This window comes from Brucella sp. LJL56, assembly GCF_054871705.1.
Genome location: NZ_JBTXLQ010000001.1, coordinates 840,813 through 865,096, shown reverse-complemented (window position 1 = coordinate 865,096; position 24,284 = coordinate 840,813). Strand labels below are relative to the sequence as shown.

Below are 24,284 nucleotides of genomic sequence, written 5' to 3'. Positions count from 1 at the left end.
CGGATTATTTCATTCAGGCATCAGTCCAGATGGACAGAGCTTCGATAACGCTCGGCAGATCCTTGTGGCGATGGATGACGGTTTCTGCACCGGCATCGGTCAGCTTGTCGGCATGTCCCGGATAGGTGTGGGCGCCACCCGTAAAGCCGATCACCCGCATACCAGCGGCACGGGCGCCCTGAATGCCATGCGCGGAATCTTCAATCACTATGATGTCTTTCGGGTCAACCCCGAAATGCTTGGCCGCATAAAGGAACACATCCGGTGCTGGCTTGGTCTTTTTGGTGCCAACTTCCTTGGCCGAAAAGATGTTCGGTGCAAACAGCTCGTAAAGGTCGACACGCTTCAGCATGCTTTCCAAACGACGGCCAGTCGAATTGGAGCAGATGCACTTCGACAGCTTCAACGCCGATACCACTTCCACGATATCTTCAACCGCCTGAACTTCGTTCTTGAGCTTTTCGTCCAGAATCTTTTCGGATTTGTCGAGAAGCGATGCCGAAAGTGGAATCCCTGCTTCGCGCTCTACGGTGAGAAGAATATTCTGCCACGTCAGACCGGCGAAACGTTCAGCCATTTCATCAGCGGCGATCTGATAACCGGCTTCGGTGAGAAGAGCGGATTCGACTTCCGCCGCGATGATTTCGGAATCCACCAAAACGCCATCGCAATCGAAAATGATGAGGGACGGTGCCGCCATGATCATAGCCTTTTAGAGCATAATTCGACCGGAGTGAAACAAGGATCGATAAGATTATGCTTCAAATAGAAGAACTTAGAGCGCCGATCTGCTTTATTCAGATCGAACCGCGCTCCGCTGGGAGGAGTGGTCTCCGGCAGCAGCCGGAAATACCGAGGTTGAGCTACACCTTTATGGCAGAGCCGTCAAACTAGAGCATTTCCAGCAAAAGTGTGAAGCGGTTTTGCGTCGGAAAATGCGACGAAACAAATATCCGGAGCGGCCCCACGATTCCGTTTTTAACTGGAACCGCTCTGGGCGGCGTCCGATCTCACACCTCGCCGGAAACTTCGCGCCGACGCCGATCCAGTTCTTCGCTGTAGCGACGCAGGGTGTGCGCTTCACTCAGGAGGCCAAGCACTTTGCGTTCCTGGGCATTGTTCACCACGGCCAGAGCTTCGCTTTCCGCCCGGTCGAAACGAGCCACAGCTTCCTTGGCGTTCATCTGGGGCAACAGAAATTCATCCTGATACTTGAGAAGCTCGCTGATGCTGTGTTCGCCGTCAGATGTATCGAAACTGTCGGCGTAAACCTCTGGCACCGGGATCATGCCGACATAACGTCCATCGGCATCCACCGCAATCACGCGCTGGGTGGATCCGAGCGGAAAATCATGCCGGAAGGTTTCGATGTCGGTATCGATTGCCACCGTCCGTACATCGTGACGCATCATCCGGGTGACGGTCAGGTTACGTATCCACCCGATATCGTGGGCGGACCGGATGGCTTCGCCACGCAGATGGAAGCGCCATGTCGCGAAGGAGTAACCGAAGGTCTTTCGCACCATCAAAGACGATGAAACCACTGCGCCCAGCACGAGCATTGAAATCGGAAAATCGCCGGTGAGTTCCAGTGCGAGGAACGTCATGGTCATCGGGCCACCGACGACTGCAACAGCGAGTGAGCTCATGCCGATGACGGCATAAACTTCAGGCGCAAGCGCCAGACCTGCGGGCAGAACCGCCCCCGCCACTGCTGCAAAGAGCTTGCCCGTCAGGGCACCGAGAAAAAGCGATGCAAAGAACAGACCACCGCGAAAACCTGCCCCAATGGAAACCGCAGACGCGAGCGATTTGGTGAGGATCAAGAGCAGCAGTACCGGAATGGTGATGTTCGCATTCAGATCGAGATGCAGCGCTCCATGGCCGGAAGCCAGAACCTGCGGTGAAAAGAATGCGATTATTCCAACGATGGCGCCACCGATTGCAGGTGCCATCACATTGGGCACGATGCTGCTGCGGGCGGCTTTTTCAACAAAGGTCACGCCGCGCATGATGAGAATGGCGATACCTGCTGAAAAGAAACCCAGAACCAGTGCGGGGACATAATCGCGTGGTGTGATGTCGTTGATCTGGCCGATGTCGATGATGAAAGGCGCACCGCCGATTGCCTGCGTCACCAGTGCGCCGACTATCGCCGCCACGACGACGGGCGCCAGCGTGGCAATCGAATAGACGCCGATGATAAGTTCGAATGCGTAAAATGCCCCGGTGAGGGGCGCATTGAAGGCGCTGGCGATAGCTGCTGCAGCACCGCAGCCGACCAGTGTTCGCAGATCCGCGCGGCGAAGTTTAAGTGCTCGACCGATGCGAGACGCGAAACCGCTCGCGAGCTGTGTATAGGCAGCTTCAAGTCCGACCGATGCACCGAAACCGTTGGAAATCAGGTTCTGGCCGACAAGGATAAAGCTATCCGTGAGCGAAAGACGCCCGCCATGAAGTGCATTGGCTTCGATAGGGTCGACGATGGGTCGTTTGCGCCAGCGCGCGAGAACCCAGATCACGATCCCCATCAAGATGCCGCCCGCAAGCGGAGCAATATAAGCGCTCGGCTGTAGCGATGCAGCCGAACTCAATTTTTCGCCGGGTTCCAGGGCGAATATTGCCTGATGCATCCATTGTGAAATACCGCCAACGGCAGCGACCATCAATCCCGAAATGATGCCGATAAGGACACCAGCTATGACGAGACCTATTTCACTGCCTCGAACCAGTGCACGCATGCGAAAGGGTACGAAGAAAACCCGCAAATACCGGTTATGCCGCAGTTCAGCGATATTCATCATAAAATACACCGGCCGAGCGTGCGGCTCGCCTGCCTGCCACGCAAATTCAGAAATTGAGAGCCAATTATAGGCAAAAAGGAATAACCAAGCCTTATCAATGGCAAAACGTTAAAACCAGCATTGCATAGCGATCGCGGCGTTAAGATGACAGGCGGCAAAATGTCGAGGTTCGTTTGACCGCGAAAAGCCCGGAACTGCGGACTTTCGCTGTCGATTAAGAAAAGATTTACGATTTCAATCACTTGGCGTTAACTGCATATTTACCCTACCCGGTAACCATAAGGACAAGTTTTTTGCGTCCACAGGTAATCGAGTATCCCATGTCTCTTGTACGTCTTGCACATGAGTTGCCCATCGAGGCTCCGCGTACCGCCTGGCTTGACTCCATCATCAAAGGTGATTGCGTCGCAGCTCTGGAACGCCTGCCGGATCATTCCGTGGACGTCATTTTTGCCGATCCTCCCTATAACCTCCAGCTTGGCGGCGATCTGCATCGTCCCGACCAATCAATGGTCAGCGCGGTTGACGATCATTGGGACCAGTTCGAGAGTTTCCAGGCCTATGATGCGTTCACGCGTGCCTGGCTTATGGCCTGCCGTCGGGTTCTGAAGCCGAACGGTACCATCTGGGTGATCGGTTCCTACCACAATATTTTCCGGGTCGGCTCCCAGCTACAGGATCTCGGTTTCTGGCTCCTGAACGACGTCATCTGGCGCAAGACAAACCCGATGCCGAATTTCCGCGGTCGTCGCTTCCAGAATGCCCATGAAACGCTGATATGGGCTTCGCGGGATCAGAAGAGCAAAGGCTACACCTTCAACTATGAAGCGATGAAGGCTGCCAATGACGACGTACAGATGCGCTCGGACTGGCTGTTCCCGATCTGCACCGGTTCCGAACGTCTGAAGGACGAAAACGGCGACAAGGTTCATCCGACCCAGAAGCCGGAAGCGCTGCTTGCCCGTATCATGATGGCATCCAGCAAGCCCGGCGATGTCATCCTCGACCCCTTCTTCGGTTCCGGGACGACGGGTGCGGTTGCAAAGCGCCTAGGGCGTCACTTCGTCGGCATTGAGCGCGAACAGAGCTATATCGATGCGGCAACGGTACGCATCGACGCTGTCGAGCCGCTCGGCAAGGCCGAACTGACGGTGATGACCGGCAAGCGGGCTGAACCGCGTGTTGCATTCACCAGCGTCCTCGAAGCGGGCCTTCTGCGTCCCGGCACGGTACTTTGTGATGAACGTCGCCGTTTTGCTGCCATTGTTCGCGCCGATGGTACGCTCGCTGCCAACGGTGAAGCGGGTTCGATCCATCGTATGGGTGCAAAGGTCCAGGGCTTTGATGCCTGCAATGGATGGACTTTCTGGCACTACGAGGAAAACGGCGCGCTGAAGCCAATTGATGCCTTGCGTAAGGTTATTCGCGACCAGATGGCAGTCGCTGGCGCTTAAAGCGCATCCCGAAAAGTGCGAAGCGGTTTTCGGATAAGATGCGCAAACCACAAGTTATCGGACGGCCTCCAGCATAGTCTGATAGTGAGGCGCTCGAAGCATCGGCTTCGGGCGCCTTCGCTATTTTAGGCATTGAGCATTTCCTGTTTTCGGGAGAAAGACATGCTCTAGAAGGTGAGACCCAGGGCTTTCAAATCGGCGCTCAGCTTGCCCGCATCCGTAAAGTGCACCGCTTGCCAACCAGCCTGTCTGGCGCCATCCACATTGTGCATCGTATCATCGATGAAAAGCGTTGCCGCAGGATCGAGGTCAAACGATGCAACGTGATGATCGTAGATTTCGCGGTCGGGTTTCAGCATATGAATATCACCCGACACGGTGATGCCTCGGCTTTCGGTCAGAAATGGAAAGCGTGCTTGCGCTTCGCGGAAAGTGTCTGAAGCGAAATTTGTCAGCATGGTAACATCGTTGCCGTGGCCGATCAGGCTGCGCAGAACTTCAACGCTGTCCTCGTAGGCATGCGGCACCATGCGGTTCCAGTTTTGCCGGAAAGCACGGATGTGATTGCTTCTTTCGGGGTAAGTATCGATCAGAAGCGCTTCTGCCTCCTGCCAGGTGCGACCGCGATCCTGTTCGATATTCCATGCGCTGGTGCAGATATTCTCCAGAAACCAACGACGTTCGGAGGCATCGGGAATGGTATCGAGATAGGCAAGTTCAGGATCATAATGGATGAGAACTCTGCCAATATCGAAGACGACGTGCTTGACGGGACTGCTCAACGGTTTCTCCTCCCCGGTTTGAAAGCGTCTGGTATGGCGGCGGTGATCGCCTTTTTCATGACAGTCGGCAGTGCCTCGTCCGCAAGCTCGTCCGGTTGCGACCACCAGCCATCTTTGGCCGAGGCCTTGCTGACATTTACCGAGTGATACACCGAGAGCCGCAGTTCGAAATGTGTGAAAACATGAGTGATCGAACCGGACGCAATCCATTGCGACTGGAACGGCGCAGCGGTGACAGTCGCGTCTCCGTCGATGCGTGCGGTCCAGTAGCTGCCCGGAACCTCGGTCATCCCGGCGAGCAGGCCCTCACCTTTCCGCTTGCGCAGGAGGATTGAACCATCCTCGGCAATGGCAATGAACGCGGCTCCGGTACGAACGGGTTTTTCGGCTTTGGGCGCTTTGACCGGGAATTCTTCGGGGTCGCGCGACTTGAGAGCCATGCAGCCGTCATTGAGCGGACAGATCGCGCAGGCTGGCCGTCGCGGCGTGCATATGGTTGCACCCAGATCCATCATGGCCTGTGCAAAATCTCCGGGCCTGTCGATCGGGGTCAATTGTCCCATGCGCGCGCGAATTTCCGTTTTCGCTGCGGGCAGGGGGATGTCTATTGTATAAAGCCGTGAAATCACACGCTCCACATTGCCGTCGACGACGGCAGCCGCTTCGCCAAACGCTATCGCTGCGATTGCTGCAGAAGTGTAATCCCCGATGCCGGGCAGTTCCTTCAGTCCCACGGCATTGCTGGGAAACTTACCCTCATGCTGTTCAGCCACAGCGTCAGCGCATTTTTTCAGATTGCGCGCACGTGAATAATAGCCGAGCCCGGCCCAAGCGCGCAGAATATCGTCTTCACTGGCTTGTGCCATGGCCTGAACGGTGGGCCAGCGTTCGACAAACTTTGTAAAGTAGGACTTTACCGCCTCTACCGTTGTCTGCTGAAGCATGATTTCTGAGAGCCAGACGCGATAGGGATCTGGCTTGATGCCATATGTCTGCTCGGCTGGGCTCACGCGCCACGGCAAAACGCGATGGTGTCGGTCATACCAGTGCAGGAGCTTTGTGCTTTTATCGGAGGGGGCAGAATTCAGCATGTGTATGGCATCAGGTAACGGTTGGGCAGCATTCTGATTAATGCCTTATTTTTACAATTGATAGAAACAATGCTGTGCATACTAGAGCCTAACGCATAGAAGTTTGTCTGTGAGTCTCCCGACTATGCTCCATTGCTCGCGGCGGAAAGAGAATAAGTGGATCATTCTGTACCTGTCTATGTCATCAATCTTGCGCGGTCGAAAGACCGCTGGGACAGGTTGAAGTCCAATGCGGATGCGCTTTCAGTTGATCTCCGGCGTGTGGACGCCATCGAAGGAAAGCTGTTATCCTCAGAAGAACTGACGAATTTCGATGACGCCGGGTTTCGTCGTTGTCACGGCAAAGTCGCGCTGCCGGCAGAGATCGGCTGTTATTTCAGCCATATTCGTGCATTGGAAACTATAGCCGATGCACCGGAGCCTTTCGCAGTCATTGTCGAGGATGATGTCGTGTTGTCACCGGGATTCAATGCTTCCGTGAACCAGATGACACATATTTATGGTTGGGACGTCATCAAGCTCGTCAATCACCGCCTTTCGGCGTTCCGGCCATTCTTGCAGGTGAACGATGAAATTGCCGTTGGTCGGAGTTTGCATGGACCGATGGGAAGTGCTGCTGCTTACCTGGTGACCAAACAGGCAGCGAGAAAACTCAGCAATTCTATCCGTACAATGCGTTTGCCGTATGATGTTGAGCTCGAACGCGGTTGGTCGGGAGGGCATGAGGTATTCACGACGAGTGCACCCCTGGTCTCCTTTTCCGTCACGGAATCGACGATTGCTCAGGGTCGTTCGGCTTACGCCAAGACGCGTTTGCCGATATACAAAAGGATAAGCACGCTTGCCTTTCGGGCAACTGACTATGTCCGGCGAATCGCTTACGCTTTAAGTAAGAAAGGGCTAAAAGAGGCAGAAGGTTGAGTTATTTTAAAAAGTCTTTTCTCCTGCGGCGCCGGATAGATTCCTGGGTGCTTGGCATCGCGTCGGCATCAATGCCCATTCGCATCGGTCTTGGGCCGCTCATACTTTTCATATTCTCATGTATCGGTATTTATCTTGCCTGCGGTCGTCACGCGACCACGCGTATGTTCGCCAAGAAATTCTATCTCTTCATAGTCTTATATGCCGTATGGTCGCTGGGACTGATCCTGTTTCGTGGGGAGCCCTTTCAGGATAATCGGCAGATCGGCTATACGCTGCTCCTCACCGTGTTCGCTTTTGCCGGTTCGGGAATGGTGCTCGTTCGCGATCCGTTGCGGGCCTATGTTCTTGGCGCGCGCGTTGGAACCGTACTTGCCGTCATCGCTGCAATATATCTTGCTGTGATCGACGGCGAGCGGGTTGGTATCGGTGGCAATCAGGCAGTTTTTGCATTCGTTGCCGGGGTAGCGGCTATTTCTGCTGCAATTCCGTTGCGCGCAGGCTCGCGCTATTTGCCGAACGGCCCGCATTGGCTCGTTCTGGGGTTTGCTGCAGTTTTGACGTCTGAAACACGAGCGGTCATCGTAGTGCTACCGATATTTGCAGCGGTAGAAATACTTATCTTCCTGAAGCGTTTCAGCATTAAGCAGCAGGGGGTGGCGTACGCTATATTGATCGCCGCAATTGCAGCTCTTGTCGTTGCCGGACCGGTCGGAAGTATCATTTCCAAGCGCTTTTCTGGAATGATCGAATATTACGATACAGGACGCGCCGCCGACTGGGAGGATAAGGTTTCCGCCGATATCCGCGAGACTATGTGGAAAAGTGCTTCTCGTGTCATTGAAGCTCACCCATTCACAGGAGTTGGCTCCTATTCGAAGATGGATTTCGTAAAGGCTGAGGCTGGCGACAAGGCTATGATGCTCGACGGCTTCCGTCATGTTCACAACACGGTTCTTGACGAGTTGCTGAACGACGGCATTGTCGGTCTCATCTTCATGGCTGCCGCCTTTATTTCCATATTCGTCTATTTGTGGAGGACTGCCGATAGCTGGGCGATGCGGCGAGCGCTGATCTATTTCGCCGTTGTGTGCGGCAGTTACGGTATGCTGCACAATCCGCTACTGCACGAGGTCACTATATCCTCGACCATGTTCTTCCTTGCAGCGTTGAACGCGGCAGCATCGCGGCGATTGATGGCGGCACGTCGTGCAGGTCTCACCTCATATATTTTTGGAAAGAAATCAGCCGCATGAAAGCGATTGTAACGGGGGCTGCCGGATTTATAGGGTTTCATACGGCCCTGCGTCTGCTGGATGAGGGCTGGCAGGTCATCGGCATCGATAATGTGAACGACTATTATCCGGTCACGCTGAAGGAAGCTCGCCTCTCGAAACTTCACATGCGGGATGGGTTTCGGTTTGCAAAGGCGGATATTTCCGACGCGGAAGCGTTCAATGCGGCGATCGGCCCCGACCGAGACGCCGACATCATCGTGCATCTCGCGGCACAGGCAGGGGTTCGTTACTCCATCGAAAACCCCTCAGCCTATATTTCTGCCAATGTGCAGGGACAGATCACGGTCTTCGAAACCGCACTGAGGCTGGAGAAGCGCCCGCCTGTCGTCTATGCGAGCTCGTCGTCGGTCTATGGTGCGAATGAAAAGGTTCCTTTCTCCGAAAGCGACCCTGTCGATCACCCGGTCTCGATCTATGCCGCAACAAAGCGCTCTGGCGAATTGCTGGCTTACTCATACCGCCACGTGCATAAACTGTATTCCACAGGTTTGCGCTTTTTCACCGTCTATGGTCCCTATGGGCGTCCTGACATGGCACCGTGGCTGTTTACATCGGCTATCCTCAAAGGCGAGCCGATCCGGGTGTTCAACAATGGCAAGATGCAGCGCGATTTCACGTTTGTGGAAGATATCGTCAGCGGTGTGGTTGGTGCGGTAAGACGTGTGCTCGACACGCCGGAAGATACGGCACCAGTCTACAATCTCGGCAACAACAAGCCTGTAATGCTCAACGATTTCATCGCGGCAATCGAAAAAGCTACGGGTAGGGAAGCGATCCGCAAGTTGGAACCGATGCCGGCTGCCGATGTGCCACGCACCTATGCCGATATCGCGCTTGCTGCCCGCGACCTTGGATTTAGCCCGAAAACCACGCTCGATCAGGGTATTCCTTTGTTTGTGGAATGGTTTCGCGGCTATAATGGAGCGCGATGAGCGAACCAACGTCCAGACGCGGTTTCAGGCCGCTGGCAGATATGGCTTCGGGTCTGGTGGACCCGATGTTGCAGAAGCGTGCCGGTATCAATCTTGCCCTGCTGCAGTCATGGGAAGATATTGTCGGCCCTGCCATCGGCGCAACCTCGCGCCCTTTGCGTATCATCTGGCCACGTCGCCTGCGTGAAGACGATCCGTTTTCTCCTGCGACGCTGATTATTGCCTGCGAAGGGTTTGCAGCCCTGCAGGTGCAGCACGAAACGGGTGAAATCATCAGCCGCATAAACGGATTTCTGGGGTTCTCGGCGGTTGGGCGTATCCGTATCGAGCAGAAGCCGCCGATCATCCCGGCCAAGCGCCGCGTGAAACGACTGGCGCCGCTCGGGCCCGCCGAAGAACGTCGTATCGACAAGGCTACGGACGGTATTGAAGACGATGCGCTTCGCGCAGCTCTGGCGCGTCTTGGCAAGAACATCCTCGCCGAGAAGCGGATGACTGGTGGAAAAGGCAGCAAGGATAGCTGAATACGATCTGCCGCCATAAATTTGATGCAAGCTTTTAGCAGTTTGTGTTCAGCGTCTTTATTTATTGTCGCAAATTTGAAGACAAAAAATGCAAGGTGCTGACTTTCATGTGAATGCTGCGGGTCTAGCGAAGCGCGATCTGCCGCTTTAGATTGTATGTTGAAGTCAACTATTGAAACAGGACTGGATGATTCGGATGCCTGCAGCGTTTAATCGCAGACACGTTATTTCTCTTGCCGGAGCGGCCGCAGCCGGGCTGGCGTTTGCCGGTGGCGCGAATGCGCAGCAGCGCGATCCCGAAGGCACCGTCGATGCGGCCAAGCTTGCCGAAGCCGGTAAGCTCAAGGATATGGTCTACGGCAAGGCCGATGCGCCGGTAACTATCGTCGAATATGCGTCGCTGACCTGCCCGCATTGCGCAGATTTCACGATCAACACATTCCCGAAAATCAAGGAAAAATATATCGATACGGGCAAAGCACGGCTCATCTTCCGCGAGTTTCCATTCGATCCGCGCGCGACGGCTGCTTTCATGCTGGCGCGCTGTGCACCGGAGGACCGTTACTTCCCGATGATCGACGTGTTCTTCAAGCAGCAGCAGCAGTGGGCGACCGCTGAAGATGGCGAGGCAGCTCTCCTGCAAATCGCGAAACTTGCCGGTTTTACACAGGAGTCCTTCAAGGCTTGCTTGACGAACCAGCAAGTTCTCGATGATGTGAGAGCAACGATGGAGCGTGGATCGAAGGATTTCGGTGTGAGTGCAACGCCGACTTTCTTCATCAACGGACAAAAGTACGCTGGAGCGCTTTCGGTTGACGAAATGTCGGCAATCATCGACAAGCTTCTCTAATCCGTTTTTCAGATCGAAAAGCGGGCGCGTTTTTGCGTCCGCTTTTTGCGTTTTTGAGACAGTCTTGAGAGGGGCTCGCTGATGCGCTTCTCCAAGCTGCGCCTTGTCGGTTTCAAATCCTTCGTCGAGCCCATGGAGTTCGTCATTGAAGGCGGGCTGACCGGTGTCGTCGGCCCGAATGGCTGCGGCAAATCCAATCTGGTCGAAGCGCTGCGCTGGGTGATGGGTGAAAACTCATACAAGAACATGCGCGCTTCCGGCATGGACGATGTGATCTTTTCCGGCTCGGCCACGCGGCCCGCGCGAAATACTGCGGAAGTCACGCTTTTTCTCGACAATTCTGACCGCAGCGCACCGGCCGCTTATAATGATGCGGATGAGCTGCAGGTTTCTCGCCGCATCGAACGCGAATCCGGGTCTGTCTACCGCATCAATGGCAAGGAAGCGCGCGCCAAGGATGTGCAGCTTCTCTTCGCGGATCAGTCCACCGGCGCGCGTTCGCCATCCATGGTCGGACAGGGACGTATCGGCGAGCTCATTCAGGCAAAGCCACAGGCCCGCCGCGCTCTCCTGGAAGAAGCAGCCGGCATCTCTGGCCTGCATACGCGCCGCCACGAGGCCGAGTTGCGCCTGCGGGCTGCTGAAACCAATCTGGAGCGTCTGGACGATGTGGTGGGCGAACTGGGCAGCCAGATCGAAAGCCTGAAGCGTCAGGCACGTCAGGCTAATCGCTTCAAGGCGCTTTCCGCAGATATTCGTCGTGCCGAAGCCGCACTTCTGCATTTGCGCTGGTCGCAGGCAAAGATGCAGGAAGGTGAGGCGCAAAGCGCCTTGGCGCAGGCGACCTCGGCTGTCGGCGATATGGCGCAGGCCCAGATGAACGCCGCAAAGGTGCAGGCCGTCGGCGCGCACAAACTGCCCAAACTGCGAGAGGCTGAAGCTAAAGCCTCCGCTGCATTGCAGCGTCTTTCCATAGCGCGAACCCAGCTTGACGAAGAAGGCGAGCGTTTGCGTGCCCGCCGAGCCGAGCTGATGAAGAGGCTCGAGCAGCTTTCCGCTGACATCGCGCGCGAAGAAGAGATGATGCGCGAGAATGCCGATATTCTGGCGCGGCTCGATGACGAGGAACAGGAGTTGATCGCTTCTGCCGAGGAGTCCGGCGAACGTGATCAGGAACTGCATGCGCTGTTTGAGGAAGCGGAAGTTCGCTTGCAGGACAGCGAGAACGCTTTGTCCCGCGTTACGGCTGAACGTGCCGAAGCTGCCGCAGAGCGTGTGCAGATCGAACGGGCATTGAAGGAAACACGTGATCGTCGTGACCGTCTTTCTGTCCAGATGGAAGCGATTGAGCGCGATATTGCTGCTGTCGCGGAGCAGATCGGTGGCCTGTTCGATCCCGCCGAAAAGCGCATTGTGGTTGACCGCTGTGCAGAGGCACTGGCGTCAGCGGAAGAAATGGTTGCCAGCGCGGAAGAGCTTGTTGCAAACGCGCGCGAAGCGGAGGCCGCCAGCCGCCAGCCTTTGAGCGAAGCGCGCACGGAGCTGAACCGCATTGAAACGGAAGCGCAAACGCTGGCCCGCATTCTGAATGCTGGTGAAACGGGGCTATTCCCGCCAGTGGTGGAAGAGCTCCGTGTCGAGAAGGGCTATGAAGTCGCGCTTGGTGCGGCGCTGGGTGAAGATCTCGATGCGGCCAGCGATGAGCATGCGCCGGTCTACTGGGCTTATAATCCTGGGACGAATGCTGATCCCGCTCTGCCGGATGGTGTGACGCCTCTGGATCGGCTGGTGGAAGGGCCGCAGCAATTGCGCCGCAGGCTGGCACAGGTTGGTGTTGTTGCTGATGGCGATGGCAAACGCCTGCAGGCCATGTTGCGCCCCGGCCAGCGGCTGGTGAGCCAAGCGGGTGCGCTCTGGCGTTGGGATGGTTATACAGCGAGCGCCGATGCGCCGACCCCGGCAGCCCAGCGGCTTGCGCAAAAAAACCGGCTGGCGGAACTCGAACAGGAAGCAGTTGTCGCCCGCAAGCGTGCCGGTCAAGCTGAGCAGGATGTACAGCGCACTGAAGCCAGCGTCCGCGAGACCGTCGAGCAGGAGCGTGTCGCCCGCGATCAATGGCGCGCGAACCAGCGCAAGCTTGATGAAGCGCGTGAAGCTCTGGCTGCTGCCGAACGCGCTGCAGGTCAGCTTGCGACACGCCGCGCGGGTCTTGAAGATAGCAAGGTGCATCTTGAGGAAAATCTCGAAGAGGCCCAGATCCGTGTTGCGGAAGCCGAAGACCGCCTTAATGAAATGCCGGATATCGATGCGATTGGCCAGCGTCTCACCGCATTGAACAGCGAAGTCATGTCGGATCGTACGGCTTTGGCCGAAGCGCGGGCCGCTTATGAAGGGCTGCGGCGCGAAGCCGATGCGCGCAAACGTCGACTGGAAATGATTGCGCTGGAACGTCGAAACTGGAAATCCCGCGCGGAAAATGCTGGCCGTCATATAGCTGCGTTGAATGATCGCCGAGCGGAAACGGCTGACGAAGCCGAGGCGCTTGCGGAAGCGCCCGATGAGATCGAGAGCCGCCGCCGGGCACTTTTGAACGAGCTTTCACAGGCTGATGCCCTGCGCAAGCAGGCGGGCGACGTTCTGGCCGAGGCCGAGGCCGCGCAGGCGGAACTCGACAAGGCGGCAACCCTCGCCATCCAGCAACTGGCAGCAAGCCGAGAACAGAGGGCCCGCGCCGAAGAACGTCTTGCGGCGGCAGAAGAGCGGCGCAAGGATGCCGAAGCCCGAATCGCTGAAGCGTTGAACTGTCCGCCCCACGAAGCTATTCGCCAGACCGGCTTGAAACCAGATGAGGCTTTGCCTGACCCCGATCATCTGGAACGGCAGCTTGAGCGGTTGAAGATTGAGCGCGAGCGACTTGGCGCAGTCAATCTACGCGCCGATGAAGAACAGCAGGAACTGTCTGGACGTCTCGATACCATCGTCTCCGAGCGCGAAGACGTGATCGAGGCGATCAAGAAATTGCGTCAGGCAATCCAGAGCCTCAATCGTGAGGGGCGCGAGCGTCTGCTGGCTGCGTTCGACGTGGTGAATGTGCAGTTCCAGCGGCTGTTCACGCATCTCTTCGGCGGCGGCACGGCCGAACTGCAACTGATCGAAAGCGACGACCCGCTGGAAGCCGGTCTGGAAATTCTCGCCCGTCCGCCCGGCAAGAAGCCACAGACCATGACGCTGCTTTCGGGCGGTGAGCAGGCTTTGACAGCCATGGCGCTCATTTTCGCGGTGTTTCTGACCAATCCGGCACCGATCTGCGTGCTCGACGAAGTGGATGCGCCGCTCGATGACCATAATGTCGAGCGCTACTGCAATCTGATGGATGAAATGGCGGCTTCAACCGAAACGCGCTTCGTGGTTATCACACATAACCCGATCACCATGGCGCGCATGAACCGTCTCTTTGGTGTGACGATGGGCGAGCAGGGCGTGAGCCAGCTTGTTTCTGTTGACTTGCAGACTGCGGAACAACTGCGCGAAGCAAGCTAAAACATAATCTGTGCGGAGAACGGCATGAGCGGTGATCACGACCACGGAGACGTCAGCGACACGCCGCTTCCAAGATTATGGATCGCCTTTGCACTGACCAGCCTTTTCATGATTGTCGAGATTATCGGCAGTTTCATCACGGGCAGTCTCGCGCTGTTATCCGATGCCATGCACATGGCGACGGACAGTTTTGCACTTCTCCTTGCCTTGATCGCCATCTATCTGGGTCGACGGCCAGCCGATATTCTTCGCACCTATGGCTATGCCCGCTTCGAAATCCTTGCGGCAACGGTCAATGCGCTTCTGTTGCTGGGAGTGGCATTCTATATCCTTTATGAAGCCTATGAGCGTCTTTCGCGCCCCGCCGACGTGCAGTCCGTGGGTATGATGGTCGTTGCGGTGATCGGCTTGATCGTCAACGTGATATCGATGCGGGTCTTGATGGGGCACAAGGATGAAAGCCTCAACGTCAAGGGCGCTTATCTGGAGGTCTGGGCGGATATGCTGGGCTCCATCGGCGTGATCGTCGGCGCTGTGATCATTTATCTGACCGGATGGGAGTGGGTGGATTCACTGATAGCCATCGGTATCGGCTTCATGGTCTTTCCACGCACATGGGTTCTGCTCAAGGAATGCATCAATATTCTGCTGGAAGGAGTTCCTGTGGGTCTCGACCTCAATGATTTGCAGAAAGCTGTGCTGGCTGTGCCCGGAGTGGCGGCGCTCCACGACCTCCACGTCTGGTCACTCACCAAGAATCAGAAATCCCTGACCGCTCATATTGTGCTGGCTGACGGGGCAGGGGGGGAAACCGTGCGTCGCGCAGTTGAACAGGTCTTGCAGGAGAAATACGATCTCCATCACACTACCTTGCAGATGGAAGCAGTAGATCGCGCTTCCGCCGAGCATATTCACTGACATTCGATACTCTACTGCCGCAACGTGATCTTTACCGGTCGCTCCACACGGCAAGTTCATTTCCGGCCGGATCGGTGAAATGAAACCGCCGTCCGCCGGGGAAAGAGAAAATGGGCTTTACGATGGTGCCACCTGCGTCGGTAACGGCTTCAAGCGCGCTTTCCAGCCTGGCAGCATAGAGTACCGGCAAAGGCTTTTCAGCCGCTTGCCCATCGGCATCAAACCCACCGTCCAATCCTTCCGAAAAGGCTGAATAGGTCGGGCCGTAATCAGTAAAAGACCAGCCGAAGGCACGTGCGTAGAAACTCTTGGTCGCATCAAGCGATCCGTTTCCCGCTGGCATTTCCAGATAGTCGAGCTTGCCTGTGATACGCATGGTCCAACTCCAATATGTTCCTTATTTGTTCTTATTTTTGCTATATCTGTCCAGCAGAGTCAATCTGTTGTGCGGCCTCTACCCAGCTATTGCCGCCTCTAATCGATTCTATTGTCGCGGCTTGTCTTTTTTGGTTGGCAGCAGCCTTGCGGATCGCATAAGCAACGGGAAGCAGGTTCTGGGAGTGCTTGCAATTGTTGCAAGCCTTTCATGAACCGGTCCTGCATCAAGGGAGGTCATGATGGCGAAGTGGGTGTACACGTTCGGCGACGGCAAGGCGGAAGGTGCGGCAAGCGACCGTAATCTTCTCGGCGGCAAGGGAGCGAATCTGGCTGAGATGAGCAGCCTCGGTCTTCCGGTACCTCCAGGCTTTACCATCAACACCGAAGTCTGCACCTATTATTACGATCATGACCGGTCCTATCCATCCGAACTGAATGAACAGGTTCAGGCGGCTCTGGCCCATATCGCCAAGGTGACGGGGCGCAATTTCGGCGATGCCGAAAAGCCACTTCTGGTGTCGGTGCGTTCCGGCGCCCGTGCCTCCATGCCGGGCATGATGGATACGGTGCTCAATCTCGGTCTTAATGACGAAACCGTACAGGCCATTGCTCGCGAAGCAGGTGATGAGCGCTTTGCCTATGACAGTTACCGCCGCTTCATCCAGATGTATTCGGATGTCGTGCTGGGCGTCGATCATGGCTTCTTTGAAGAAATTCTCGAAGACAAGAAGGCCGATCTCGGCGTTGATGTCGATACGGCCCTGACTGCTGACGACTGGAAGAATGTCATCGGCTCTTACAAAGATAAGGTCGAGGAAGAACTCGGCCAGCCTTTCCCGCAAGACCCGCGCGAACAGCTTTGGGGTGCCATTGGCGCCGTTTTCTCAAGCTGGATGAATGCGCGCGCCATCACCTATCGGCGGCTGCACAATATTCCCGCCGCGTGGGGTACGGCGGTCAATGTGCAGGCCATGGTATTCGGCAATATGGGCGAGACGTCCGCGACCGGTGTTGCGTTCACACGCAATCCTTCGACGGGCGAGAAGAAGCTTTACGGCGAATTCCTCGTCAACGCGCAGGGCGAAGACGTCGTCGCCGGTATCCGCACGCCACAGAACATCACCGAAGAAGCGCGCATCGCAGCCGGTTCCGACAAGCCGTCGCTTGAAAAGGTCATGCCGGAAGCCTTCGCCGAATTCCTCAAGGTTGCTGATCGGCTGGAACAGCATTATCGCGACATGCAGGACCTCGAGTTTACAATTGAGCGCGGCAAACTGTGGATGCTTCAGACCCGCTCGGGCAAGCGTACCGCAAAGGCCGCATTGAAGATGGCCGTGGAAATGGCAGGCGAAGGCCTGATCACGCAAGAAGAAGCGGTTCTGCGCGTCGATCCGGCGGCGCTTGACCAGCTTCTCCATCCGACTATTGATCCACGTGCGGAACGTCAGGTCATCGGCCAGGGACTGCCCGCATCGCCAGGTGCCGCGACGGGTGAAATTGTCTTCTCTTCGGAAGATGCCGAACAGGCAAAATCGGAAGGTCGAAAGGTCATTCTCGTTCGCATTGAGACCAGCCCGGAAGATATTCACGGCATGCACGCGGCGGAAGGTATTCTGACGACGCGCGGCGGCATGACCAGCCACGCAGCCGTTGTCGCGCGCGGCATGGGCAAGCCCTGTGTGTCGGGTGCCGGGTCGCTTCGCGTGGATTACCGCAATGGCGTCATGCTCACAGCAGGCCAGCCCTTCAAGAAGGGCGATGTCGTCACCGTCGACGGTGGTACGGGGCAGGTTCTGAAAGGTGCTGTCGCCATGCTGCAGCCCGAGCTTTCCGGTGATTTCGGCAAGCTGATGGAATGGGCCGACCGCACCCGCCGCATGAAGGTTCGTGCCAACGCCGAAACCCCTGCAGATGCCCGTACGGCACGCTCGTTCGGTGCTGAAGGCATTGGCCTTTGCCGTACCGAACACATGTTCTTTGAGGGAAGCCGCATCGTCGCCATGCGCGAGATGATCCTTTCCGACAATGAAGAAGGCCGTCGCGCGGCTCTGGCAAAGCTTCTGCCGATGCAGCGTTCGGATTTTGTCGAGTTGTTTGAGATCATGAAGGGGCTTCCGGTCACGATCCGTCTGCTTGATCCGCCATTGCATGAGTTTCTGCCGCATACCGATGAGGAAGTCGCAGAGGTTGCCCGCTCGATGGGCGTCGATGCGGCAAAGCTGCGCGAACGTGCCGATAGCTTGCATGAATTCAACCCGATGCTGGGCCATCGTGGCTGCCGCCTGGCTGTATCCTATCCGGAAATCGCGGAAATGCAGGCACGGGCGATTTTTGAAGCAGCCGTCGAGGCTGGCAAGAAAACCGGCGAACATGTGGTGCCGGAAGTGATGGTGCCACTGGTCGGTCTGAAAGCCGAACTCGATTTCGTCAAGGCGCGCATCGATGCTGTTGCCAGGCAAGTCATGGCAGAGGCAGGCATCAAAGTCGACTATATGGTCGGCACGATGATCGAACTGCCGCGCGCCGCCTTGCGCGCTGCTGAAATCGCTGAAACGGCTGAGTTCTTCTCGTTTGGCACCAACGACTTGACGCAAACGACATTCGGCATTTCACGCGACGATGCGTCCTCGTTCCTGACCTCTTATCAGCAGCGCGGCGTGATCGAACAGGACCCGTTTGTGTCGCTTGATCTCGAAGGGGTCGGCGAACTGGTGGAAATCGCCGCCGAGCGCGGGCGGAAAACCCGCGAGAAGCTGAAGCTTGGTATTTGCGGTGAGCACGGCGGTGATCCGGCTTCGATTGCATTCTGTGAAAAGACAGGTCTCGACTATGTGTCCTGTTCGCCGTTCCGCGTGCCTATTGCCCGTCTTGCCGCGGCACAATCGGCGGTACGCAAGGTTTGACAGATTGCCACAATTTGGCTTAGCTGCCGGAGTAATCCCCCGGTAGTTAAGCCATTTTCAGAAGATATTGTCATGCTTCGTTGTATTGCTGCGGCAGGTGCCGCCTTTTTCGTAATGACCGGTATTGCCAGCGCCTACGATATCTCGCCGCAGGAGCGGGCGGAGAACAAGGCCAAGCATGACACGATCAGGATCGTTGAGCCGCAATTGCATATTGCACGCGGCGGCGCTGCATCGCCACAGGTGGCGCTGACGCTTGATGCCTGCATGGGCAAGACCGATCACCGGATTCTGGACATGCTGGTGCAGAACCGCATTCCGGCGACGATCTTCGTGACGGAGCGATGGATAAAACAGAATCCGGCCACCATGGCGGTTCTGAAGGCCAATGCCGATTTGTTCGATATCGAGAACCATGGCGCAATGCATGTTCCGGCCATTACCAACGAGCCGAAAATGTATGGCATCAAGACAGCAGGTTCACTTGAGGCGATTCATCTGGAAATCGATGGCGGCGCGACGGCGATCACGGATGCAGGCATGTCCAGGCCAATCTGGTATCGCGATGCGACAGCCCGTTATTCGACCGATGCCATCAAGCTGGCAACAAGCATGGGCTACAAGATAGGCGGCTATTCGCTGAATGGCGATCAGGGTGCCTCGTTGCTGGCGCCGACTGTCGAGCGCCGCATCGCTGCCGCGCGTGACGGCGACGTCATTATCTCGCATATCAACCAGCCGACGCGGTCAGCGGGCGAGGGCGTGGCCAAAGGCGTTCTGGCCTTGAAAGCGAAGGGGATGAAATTCGTGCGTCTCAAGGATGTCGAAACCACGATGACGCTCAATCCGGTTGCGCCGCACAATCTTCATGCAGGCGTTCCAAAGCCAGGGGCGCCGAAATAGACCGCTCCAACAGATCAGGCGCCGTTGACTTTTTCCTTTGGAGAAAGACTTTTCATGACGGCGGCGTAGTTACGGCCGAGACTTTCGAAAACGGCATTTTCACCTGTTGGCGGTTCGATGGACAAGGTTGTGCCGTCGTTGCGCAATGTGACGAATATGACCTGATCTTCCGGTTGCCCGGCAATGGCGATTGCACCGATGCGTTGTGCTTCGCTGGTATCGAGAGCAGGCATATTAAAAAGAACTTCACCGCCGACCCGTTCGGCAGCCTTGGCAAGCGCGGAATCAAAACCTTCGATCAGTACGTCAATGGCTCCGAGCGCGAACTCCAGTTCGACGGCCTCAAGCGTCATCGTGTCGTCTGCGGCTGTGCCGTCCGATGACTGGTTGCCATTTTGAAGGGCGCGATCCATTCCGTCCTCTCCGACGATTGCATTAAAAGCCCCCATATATGCAATCATGCCTTCTGTTAGCGGTTGCTGCAATGTCTTTTTATTTGATTTACCTAGCTTTTTCTCACTTATTCTTAAAGCTGGTGATCTTTGCAGGCTAAGAACGCATCCCGAAAAGTGTGAAACGGTTTTCGGATCTGATGCGCGTTGAACAAACAATTGGCACGCCAATCCGATGCAATCAGATCGAGTTGCGCTCCAGGAGGGTGCTGCCCCTAATGCGATTTGCCCGATCTATCAAGCACGCTAAACGTGCATTAGCTCATGCTTTCATAGATAGCTAAACATTGATCCCGATAGGTTTTGATCGCGGTCAATGCTCTTTCCTCGCGAATCTTCGACCCTTTGCCCATCACGAAGGAATTGGTGTCGGAGGGCACATGAAACTGATCTGGAAAGCGGCGGTCGGCGGCGCAGGTGCGTTAGCCGCAGCCTGGCTCTTTGCGCTTTCAACACCCCATTGGCTGATTGCCAGACAAGAAAGCACCGTTGATGTCACCGACAAGGCTTTGATCGAAAAAGGCGAATATATCGCCCATGCGGGCGACTGCGCTGCTTGCCATACGGCACCGGGAGGCAAGGCGTTTGCGGGCGGGCTGGGCATGCAGACACCGCTTGGCACGATTTATTCAACGAACATCACACCAGACAGCAAAACCGGTATCGGCGGTTACAGCTATGCCGATTTCGAACGTGCGGTGCGGCAGGGTGTGCGTCAGGATAATGTTCATCTTTATCCGGCAATGCCATTTGTGTCCTATACAGTTGTGGACGACGAGGACATGAAGGCGCTTTATGCGTTCTTCATGTCGAAGGTGGAGCCGGTAAAGCAGGATAACCAGCCCAGCACCTTGCCATGGCCGACCAATATGCGCTGGCCGCTCGCTTACTGGCAGCTCTTTTTCGGAAATTCGCGACCGTTCGAGATTGCAGCCGATACCGATCCGGTGATCGCCCGCGGCGCTTATCTGGTCGAGGGGCTGGGCCATTGCGGCGCATGCCACACACCGCGCGGTCTCGCCTATGAAGAAAAAGCAGTGAAGAACGATCCGAAAGGCAAGTTCCTGTCCGGCTCGGTTCTGGAAGGCTGGTATGCGAAGAACCTGCGCGATCAGGATACGGGGCTTTCGACCTGGGCCGAAGACGAGATCGTCACCTTCCTCAAGACCGGGCGTACTGATCGCACAGCGGCATTCGGCTCGATGGCCGATGTCGTGCAGCACTCGACCCAATATCTTGCGGAAGATGATTTGCGTGCGATTGCCCGCTACCTGAAGTCACTGCCACCGAGCGAAGGACGCGAGCGTGAATGGCAGCCGAAGGAAGACGTGACGACAGCAGCACTCAAGGCGGGAGATTTCAATGCGCCGGGCGCTTTGTCTTATGTCGAGCAATGTTCGGTCTGCCATCGTATGGACGGCAAGGGTGCGCCCCGCATTTATCCGGCGCTTGCTGGCAACTCGATTGTCTTTGCCGATGATCCAAGCTCGCTCATTCAGGTCACGCTGACCGGGGGAAGGACGCCTGACACGCCAGCGGACAAGATGGCTTTCACCATGCCGGGCTTCGCCAATCTTCCGAACTGGCAGGTCGCCGAAATCCTCAATTTCATTCGCAACGGCTGGGGCAACCACGGCGCTGCCATCACGGAGCAGGATATCGCACGCATGCGGCGTGAAATTGCTCACAAGCCCGTCCATTACGTTCCGGAGAACAAGCAATGAAGACCAGTACGATTATCGTTCTAGGCGCCGGTTTTGCCGTGGCGGTAACGGGCGGCGCTTTCCTCTTCAATCATTTGCGCCCCTCACTGGACGCTCCCGCTCCGAAGGCCTATGCGGTTCTGGATAAGGACAAGAACCAGGTCGGAACCTACGTCATCCCGCCGGATCGTGACATTCTCAAACAGCCGAATGCGTCCGAAATCATGCATGGCAAACGGCTGCTCAACGAAACAGCGCGACTTCTGCCCGACAATGTTGGCAACGGCCTGAACTGCAATTCCTGTCACATGGGGCAGGGCAAGATCGACAATGTTGCCTCCTATATCAACAGCAGCAACTTCTATCCCGCTGTCATGCCCCGCGCGGGCAAGGAAGTCGATCTGGTCATGCGCATCAATGGCTGTTTCCAGCGTTCGATGAACGGCAAGCCTTTGCCGCCTGATGGAGCCGACATGATGGCGATGGTCGCCTATATGGACTGGCTGCGGCAGGATGTGAAGAAGGGCACGAAAGTAGCGATCCGCAATGCCGGTCCTATTGACGAAAGCCTGGTTCCAGATCCGGTCAATGGTGCGAAAATCTATGCTGCGCAATGTTCAACCTGTCATGGGGCCGATGGCGAGGGTATGAAGGATCAGGCTGGCGATTACATCTTCCCGCCGCTCTGGGGGGATGAAAGCTTCAATATCGGAGCTGGACTGGCGCGCACCTACAAGGCGGCGCAGCTCGTCAAATATGCAATGCCTCCTGCCCAGAACTACAATCTTCCCATAGGGCAGGGGGGTGTTCTGACGGATCAGGAAGCCATCGACGTGTCTGAATATTTCACTCATATGCCGCGGCCTGATTTCGCGGGTAAGGTGAAGGACTGGCCGAATACGAAGAAGCCGAAAGACGCGCGTTACTGATCCATATCGCCGAGACAAGCTCCCCGTCATGCACAACACAGGCGGGGAGCTTGAATTTCTATGCTGAAGTTTTGCCGTGTGAAAATCTCTCTGCTATTCATACTGCGTGAAAACAGAGAGAAACAGCATTTCCAATGATTCAGTAAAAGCCGGAAATGCTCTCGGAGACCGTATGAGAAAACTTCGCTACCAGCGACGTCAGTCGCGCTCTGCGGTCTGGTCGCTTCGCCTCGGCATTTTTGCGGTTGTGCTGCTTGCATTGGCATTTCTTCTGCACCGCTTCTGGACGCTGGAGACACCGGATCTGGTGCTAGTTGCCGGATTGAGCGCCGGTCTTGCCGCTCTGGCTCTTCTTTGCGCTGCAAAAGGTTTTCGCAACCTTTGGGTCAATGGTGACAAGGGCGGCGGGCGTTCCTTCTGGGGCGGTGTTTTTGCCTTTGCCGTATTGCTTCCGGTCGGACTGGTGACTGCACTGTGGTATGCTTCACCGCCACTTTACGATCTCTCCACGGATTTCGAAACGCCGCCGCAATTTCCATCCCATATGCCGCCACGCCTGCAATGGATGAATCCGCTGACAGTGGCAGTGAGTGGCGATGCGCTGACCCAGTTGACCGCCTATCCCGATGTGGTCGGACGCCGCTACGAAGCAGCACCTGACCGTGTTGCGCAAGGGGTCGAGACGGTCCTCAAGACATTTGGATGGCAGGAGATTGCGCGCAATGCTCCTTCGCCGGAGCAGAATGCAACAAGGTTTGCTGTGACGGCTCATAGTTTCATTCTGGGTCTGAAAAGTGACATCGTCATCCGGCTGCTCGACGAAGGCGAAACCACCTATGTCGATGTGCGTTCGCTGTCACGTTATGGCAAACGCGACATGGGGCAGAATGCAGGCTTCATCACCGATTTTCTGGGCACGCTGGAAGGTGAGGTCAACAAGGCTCCGGCCGACGTGGAATAATCAGCCGGGAAGATAGATATTCTCGATCGATGGATAGCCGTCGGTCTTAACCTCTCCACGTCCGACCAGATCTTCCAGATGTGCCAAAACGGACAACGCTGCGGCACCATGCAGTCGCGGATCGGTCTCGCGATAGATCACTTTCACCATGTCGCTGATTGTCCGGTCGCCCTGCAGAACGCGCTCGAAAATGGCGCGTTCGCGCATCTTGCGATGTGCACGCAGGCCGCGAACGAAAGCGGCTGGTTTGGTGACTGCGCCGCCATGCCCCGGCAGATAGACCTTGTCGTCGCGCGCCAGCAGCTTCTCTAGCGAGGCCATATAGTCGTTCATCGAGCCGTCAGGCGGTGCAACGATGGATGTCGCCCAGGCCATGACATGGTCGGCGGAAAAAAGAACGCCCGTTCCCTTCAGGCCGAACGCCATGTGATTTGCGGCATGCCCCGGCGTATGCAAGCCCTCCAATGCCCAGCCGTCGCCTTCGATCGCGTTTCCATCGGCCAGCACGATATCCGGAATGAAATCCGTATCGGCGCTCGCTTCGAGCATGTTCACTTCGCCTGCATAATAGGGACGGGCAGGGCGATGCGGTCCTTCGGCAACGGTGCGAGCCCCCAGTTCGTCCTTCAGGCGCTGTGCCAAGGGCGAATGATCGCGATGGGTGTGGCTGACGAAGATGTGGCTAACCGGCCGGCCGGCAATGGCCGTGATCAGGGTGTTGTAATGCGCGTCATCTTCCGGGCCTGGATCAATGATCGCCAGCGTATCCGTGCCGATAATATAGCTGTTGGTGCCGTGAAAGGTGAAAGCGCTCGGATTGTTGGCAGTGAGGCGCAAAATGCCTTTACTCAGTTCAACCGATTTCCCATATTGTGGCGTGAAACTGCTGTCGAAAACAAGCGCCATTGAAGCGGCTTCCATTCTTCTTTGGTTTGATTGAT

The 24,284-nt window shown here is 56.3% G+C and carries 20 protein-coding genes; 13 read left to right on the top strand and 7 right to left on the bottom strand.

Going from position 1 to position 24,284, the window contains the following annotated elements; all coding sequences use genetic code 11:
• Positions 1–13 precede the first annotated feature (13 nt).
• Positions 14–700: an HAD family hydrolase gene (locus ACYSN1_RS04250; protein WP_461724537.1), complete on the bottom strand. Its 687-nt coding sequence runs from the start codon at positions 698–700 to the stop codon at positions 14–16.
• Between the two features lie 310 nt (positions 701–1,010).
• Positions 1,011–2,801 carry a chloride channel protein gene (locus tag ACYSN1_RS04245; protein ID WP_461725274.1) on the bottom strand — a complete coding sequence of 597 codons (1,791 nt, stop codon included), beginning with the start codon at positions 2,799–2,801 and terminating at the stop codon, positions 1,011–1,013.
• Between the two features lie 323 nt (positions 2,802–3,124).
• On the opposite strand from ACYSN1_RS04245, the gene ACYSN1_RS04240 reads away from it, so the two are divergent.
• Positions 3,125–4,258 carry a DNA methyltransferase gene (locus ACYSN1_RS04240; RefSeq protein ID WP_461724536.1) on the top strand — a complete coding sequence of 378 codons (1,134 nt, stop codon included), beginning with the start codon at positions 3,125–3,127 and terminating at the stop codon, positions 4,256–4,258.
• Between the two features lie 167 nt (positions 4,259–4,425).
• Here ACYSN1_RS04240 and ACYSN1_RS04235 read toward each other — a convergent pair whose 3' ends face one another.
• Together ACYSN1_RS04235 and mutY are read right to left on the bottom strand one after the other, a co-directional pair.
• On the bottom strand, positions 4,426–5,040 hold the full coding sequence (locus ACYSN1_RS04235; protein WP_461724535.1) for an HAD family hydrolase: 615 nt from the start codon (positions 5,038–5,040) through the stop codon (positions 4,426–4,428).
• On the bottom strand, positions 5,037–6,131 hold the full coding sequence (gene mutY / locus ACYSN1_RS04230; RefSeq protein WP_461724534.1) for an A/G-specific adenine glycosylase: 1,095 nt from the start codon (positions 6,129–6,131) through the stop codon (positions 5,037–5,039). The genes ACYSN1_RS04235 and mutY overlap by 4 nt, the downstream gene beginning before the upstream one ends.
• 156 nt (positions 6,132–6,287) lie before the next feature.
• On the opposite strand from mutY, the gene ACYSN1_RS04225 reads away from it, so the two are divergent.
• The 7 genes from ACYSN1_RS04225 to ACYSN1_RS04195 all read left to right on the top strand — a co-directional run bounded on the left by ACYSN1_RS04225 (position 6,288) and on the right by ACYSN1_RS04195 (position 15,114).
• A complete protein-coding gene (locus tag ACYSN1_RS04225; protein ID WP_461724533.1) occupies positions 6,288–7,052 on the top strand; it encodes a glycosyltransferase family 25 protein in 765 nt (254 codons plus the stop codon).
• Entirely contained in the window at positions 7,049–8,308 is a 1,260-nt protein-coding gene (locus ACYSN1_RS04220) for an O-antigen ligase family protein (RefSeq protein ID WP_461724532.1), read from the top strand. The genes ACYSN1_RS04225 and ACYSN1_RS04220 overlap by 4 nt, the downstream gene beginning before the upstream one ends.
• Positions 8,305–9,282, top strand: coding sequence for an NAD-dependent epimerase/dehydratase family protein (locus ACYSN1_RS04215; protein ID WP_461724531.1), 978 nt, complete (start codon positions 8,305–8,307; stop codon positions 9,280–9,282). The genes ACYSN1_RS04220 and ACYSN1_RS04215 overlap by 4 nt, the downstream gene beginning before the upstream one ends.
• On the top strand, positions 9,279–9,806 hold the full coding sequence (locus ACYSN1_RS04210) for a DUF721 domain-containing protein (protein WP_461724530.1): 528 nt from the start codon (positions 9,279–9,281) through the stop codon (positions 9,804–9,806). Before ACYSN1_RS04215 ends, ACYSN1_RS04210 begins: the two co-directional genes overlap by 4 nt.
• A 196-nt stretch (positions 9,807–10,002) precedes the next feature.
• Complete coding sequence (locus tag ACYSN1_RS04205; protein WP_461724529.1) at positions 10,003–10,656, top strand: DsbA family protein; 654 nt, start codon at positions 10,003–10,005, stop codon at positions 10,654–10,656.
• Positions 10,657–10,737: 81 nt separating this feature from the next.
• Positions 10,738–14,196: a chromosome segregation SMC family protein gene (locus ACYSN1_RS04200; protein ID WP_461724528.1), complete on the top strand. Its 3,459-nt coding sequence runs from the start codon at positions 10,738–10,740 to the stop codon at positions 14,194–14,196.
• Positions 14,197–14,220: 24 nt separating this feature from the next.
• A complete protein-coding gene (locus ACYSN1_RS04195) occupies positions 14,221–15,114 on the top strand; it encodes a cation diffusion facilitator family transporter (RefSeq protein WP_461724527.1) in 894 nt (297 codons plus the stop codon).
• A 31-nt stretch (positions 15,115–15,145) separates the two neighbouring features.
• On the opposite strand, the gene ACYSN1_RS04190 is transcribed toward ACYSN1_RS04195, so the two are convergent.
• Positions 15,146–15,490, bottom strand: coding sequence for a VOC family protein (locus ACYSN1_RS04190; protein WP_461724526.1), 345 nt, complete (start codon positions 15,488–15,490; stop codon positions 15,146–15,148).
• Positions 15,491–15,731: 241 nt separating this feature from the next.
• On the opposite strand from ACYSN1_RS04190, the gene ppdK reads away from it, so the two are divergent.
• Both ppdK and ACYSN1_RS04180 read left to right on the top strand, forming a co-directional pair.
• Complete coding sequence (gene ppdK, locus ACYSN1_RS04185) at positions 15,732–18,395, top strand: pyruvate, phosphate dikinase (protein ID WP_461724525.1); 2,664 nt, start codon at positions 15,732–15,734, stop codon at positions 18,393–18,395.
• Between the two features lie 72 nt (positions 18,396–18,467).
• Entirely contained in the window at positions 18,468–19,298 is an 831-nt protein-coding gene (locus ACYSN1_RS04180) for a polysaccharide deacetylase family protein (protein ID WP_461724524.1), read from the top strand.
• Positions 19,299–19,312: 14 nt separating this feature from the next.
• Here the strand turns inward: ACYSN1_RS04180 and ACYSN1_RS04175 are convergent, their stop codons facing one another.
• On the bottom strand, positions 19,313–19,711 hold the full coding sequence (locus ACYSN1_RS04175; RefSeq protein ID WP_461725273.1) for a hypothetical protein: 399 nt from the start codon (positions 19,709–19,711) through the stop codon (positions 19,313–19,315).
• A gap of 419 nt (positions 19,712–20,130) precedes the next feature.
• On the opposite strand from ACYSN1_RS04175, the gene ACYSN1_RS04170 reads away from it, so the two are divergent.
• The 3 genes from ACYSN1_RS04170 (at position 20,131) to ACYSN1_RS04160 (ending at position 23,343) form a co-directional block, all read left to right on the top strand.
• The gene (locus tag ACYSN1_RS04170; protein ID WP_461724523.1) at positions 20,131–21,474 is read left to right on the top strand and encodes a c-type cytochrome; all 1,344 of its coding nucleotides are present in this window, start codon (positions 20,131–20,133) and stop codon (positions 21,472–21,474) included.
• On the top strand, positions 21,471–22,382 hold the full coding sequence (locus tag ACYSN1_RS04165; protein ID WP_461724522.1) for a c-type cytochrome: 912 nt from the start codon (positions 21,471–21,473) through the stop codon (positions 22,380–22,382). The genes ACYSN1_RS04170 and ACYSN1_RS04165 overlap by 4 nt, the downstream gene beginning before the upstream one ends.
• Before the next feature lie 172 nt (positions 22,383–22,554).
• Positions 22,555–23,343: a DUF1499 domain-containing protein gene (locus ACYSN1_RS04160; RefSeq protein ID WP_461724521.1), complete on the top strand. Its 789-nt coding sequence runs from the start codon at positions 22,555–22,557 to the stop codon at positions 23,341–23,343.
• Here the strand turns inward: ACYSN1_RS04160 and ACYSN1_RS04155 are convergent, their stop codons facing one another.
• Positions 23,344–24,249 carry an MBL fold metallo-hydrolase gene (locus ACYSN1_RS04155; RefSeq protein ID WP_461724520.1) on the bottom strand — a complete coding sequence of 302 codons (906 nt, stop codon included), beginning with the start codon at positions 24,247–24,249 and terminating at the stop codon, positions 23,344–23,346.
• Between the last annotated feature and the right edge of the window lie 35 nt (positions 24,250–24,284).

Excerpts from the sequence above, each read along its gene's own strand:
- ACYSN1_RS04250 (WP_461724537.1), bottom strand. The coding sequence starts at position 700 with ATGGCGGCACCGTCCCTCATCATTTTCGATTGCGATGGCGTTTTGGTG.
- ACYSN1_RS04245 (WP_461725274.1), bottom strand. The coding sequence starts at position 2,801 with ATGAATATCGCTGAACTGCGGCATAACCGGTATTTGCGGGTTTTCTTC.
- ACYSN1_RS04240 (WP_461724536.1), top strand. The coding sequence starts at position 3,125 with ATGTCTCTTGTACGTCTTGCACATGAGTTGCCCATCGAGGCTCCGCGT.
- mutY (WP_461724534.1), bottom strand. The coding sequence starts at position 6,131 with ATGCTGAATTCTGCCCCCTCCGATAAAAGCACAAAGCTCCTGCACTGG.
- ACYSN1_RS04215 (WP_461724531.1), top strand. The coding sequence starts at position 8,305 with ATGAAAGCGATTGTAACGGGGGCTGCCGGATTTATAGGGTTTCATACG.
- ACYSN1_RS04210 (WP_461724530.1), top strand. The coding sequence starts at position 9,279 with ATGAGCGAACCAACGTCCAGACGCGGTTTCAGGCCGCTGGCAGATATG.
- ACYSN1_RS04205 (WP_461724529.1), top strand. The coding sequence starts at position 10,003 with ATGCCTGCAGCGTTTAATCGCAGACACGTTATTTCTCTTGCCGGAGCG.
- ACYSN1_RS04200 (WP_461724528.1), top strand. The coding sequence starts at position 10,738 with ATGCGCTTCTCCAAGCTGCGCCTTGTCGGTTTCAAATCCTTCGTCGAG.
- ACYSN1_RS04195 (WP_461724527.1), top strand. The coding sequence starts at position 14,221 with ATGAGCGGTGATCACGACCACGGAGACGTCAGCGACACGCCGCTTCCA.
- ACYSN1_RS04190 (WP_461724526.1), bottom strand. The coding sequence starts at position 15,490 with ATGCGTATCACAGGCAAGCTCGACTATCTGGAAATGCCAGCGGGAAAC.
- ppdK (WP_461724525.1), top strand. The coding sequence starts at position 15,732 with ATGGCGAAGTGGGTGTACACGTTCGGCGACGGCAAGGCGGAAGGTGCG.
- ACYSN1_RS04180 (WP_461724524.1), top strand. The coding sequence starts at position 18,468 with ATGCTTCGTTGTATTGCTGCGGCAGGTGCCGCCTTTTTCGTAATGACC.
- ACYSN1_RS04175 (WP_461725273.1), bottom strand. The coding sequence starts at position 19,711 with ATGGATCGCGCCCTTCAAAATGGCAACCAGTCATCGGACGGCACAGCC.
- ACYSN1_RS04170 (WP_461724523.1), top strand. The coding sequence starts at position 20,131 with ATGAAACTGATCTGGAAAGCGGCGGTCGGCGGCGCAGGTGCGTTAGCC.
- ACYSN1_RS04165 (WP_461724522.1), top strand. The coding sequence starts at position 21,471 with ATGAAGACCAGTACGATTATCGTTCTAGGCGCCGGTTTTGCCGTGGCG.
- ACYSN1_RS04160 (WP_461724521.1), top strand. The coding sequence starts at position 22,555 with ATGAGAAAACTTCGCTACCAGCGACGTCAGTCGCGCTCTGCGGTCTGG.
- ACYSN1_RS04155 (WP_461724520.1), bottom strand. The coding sequence starts at position 24,249 with ATGGCGCTTGTTTTCGACAGCAGTTTCACGCCACAATATGGGAAATCG.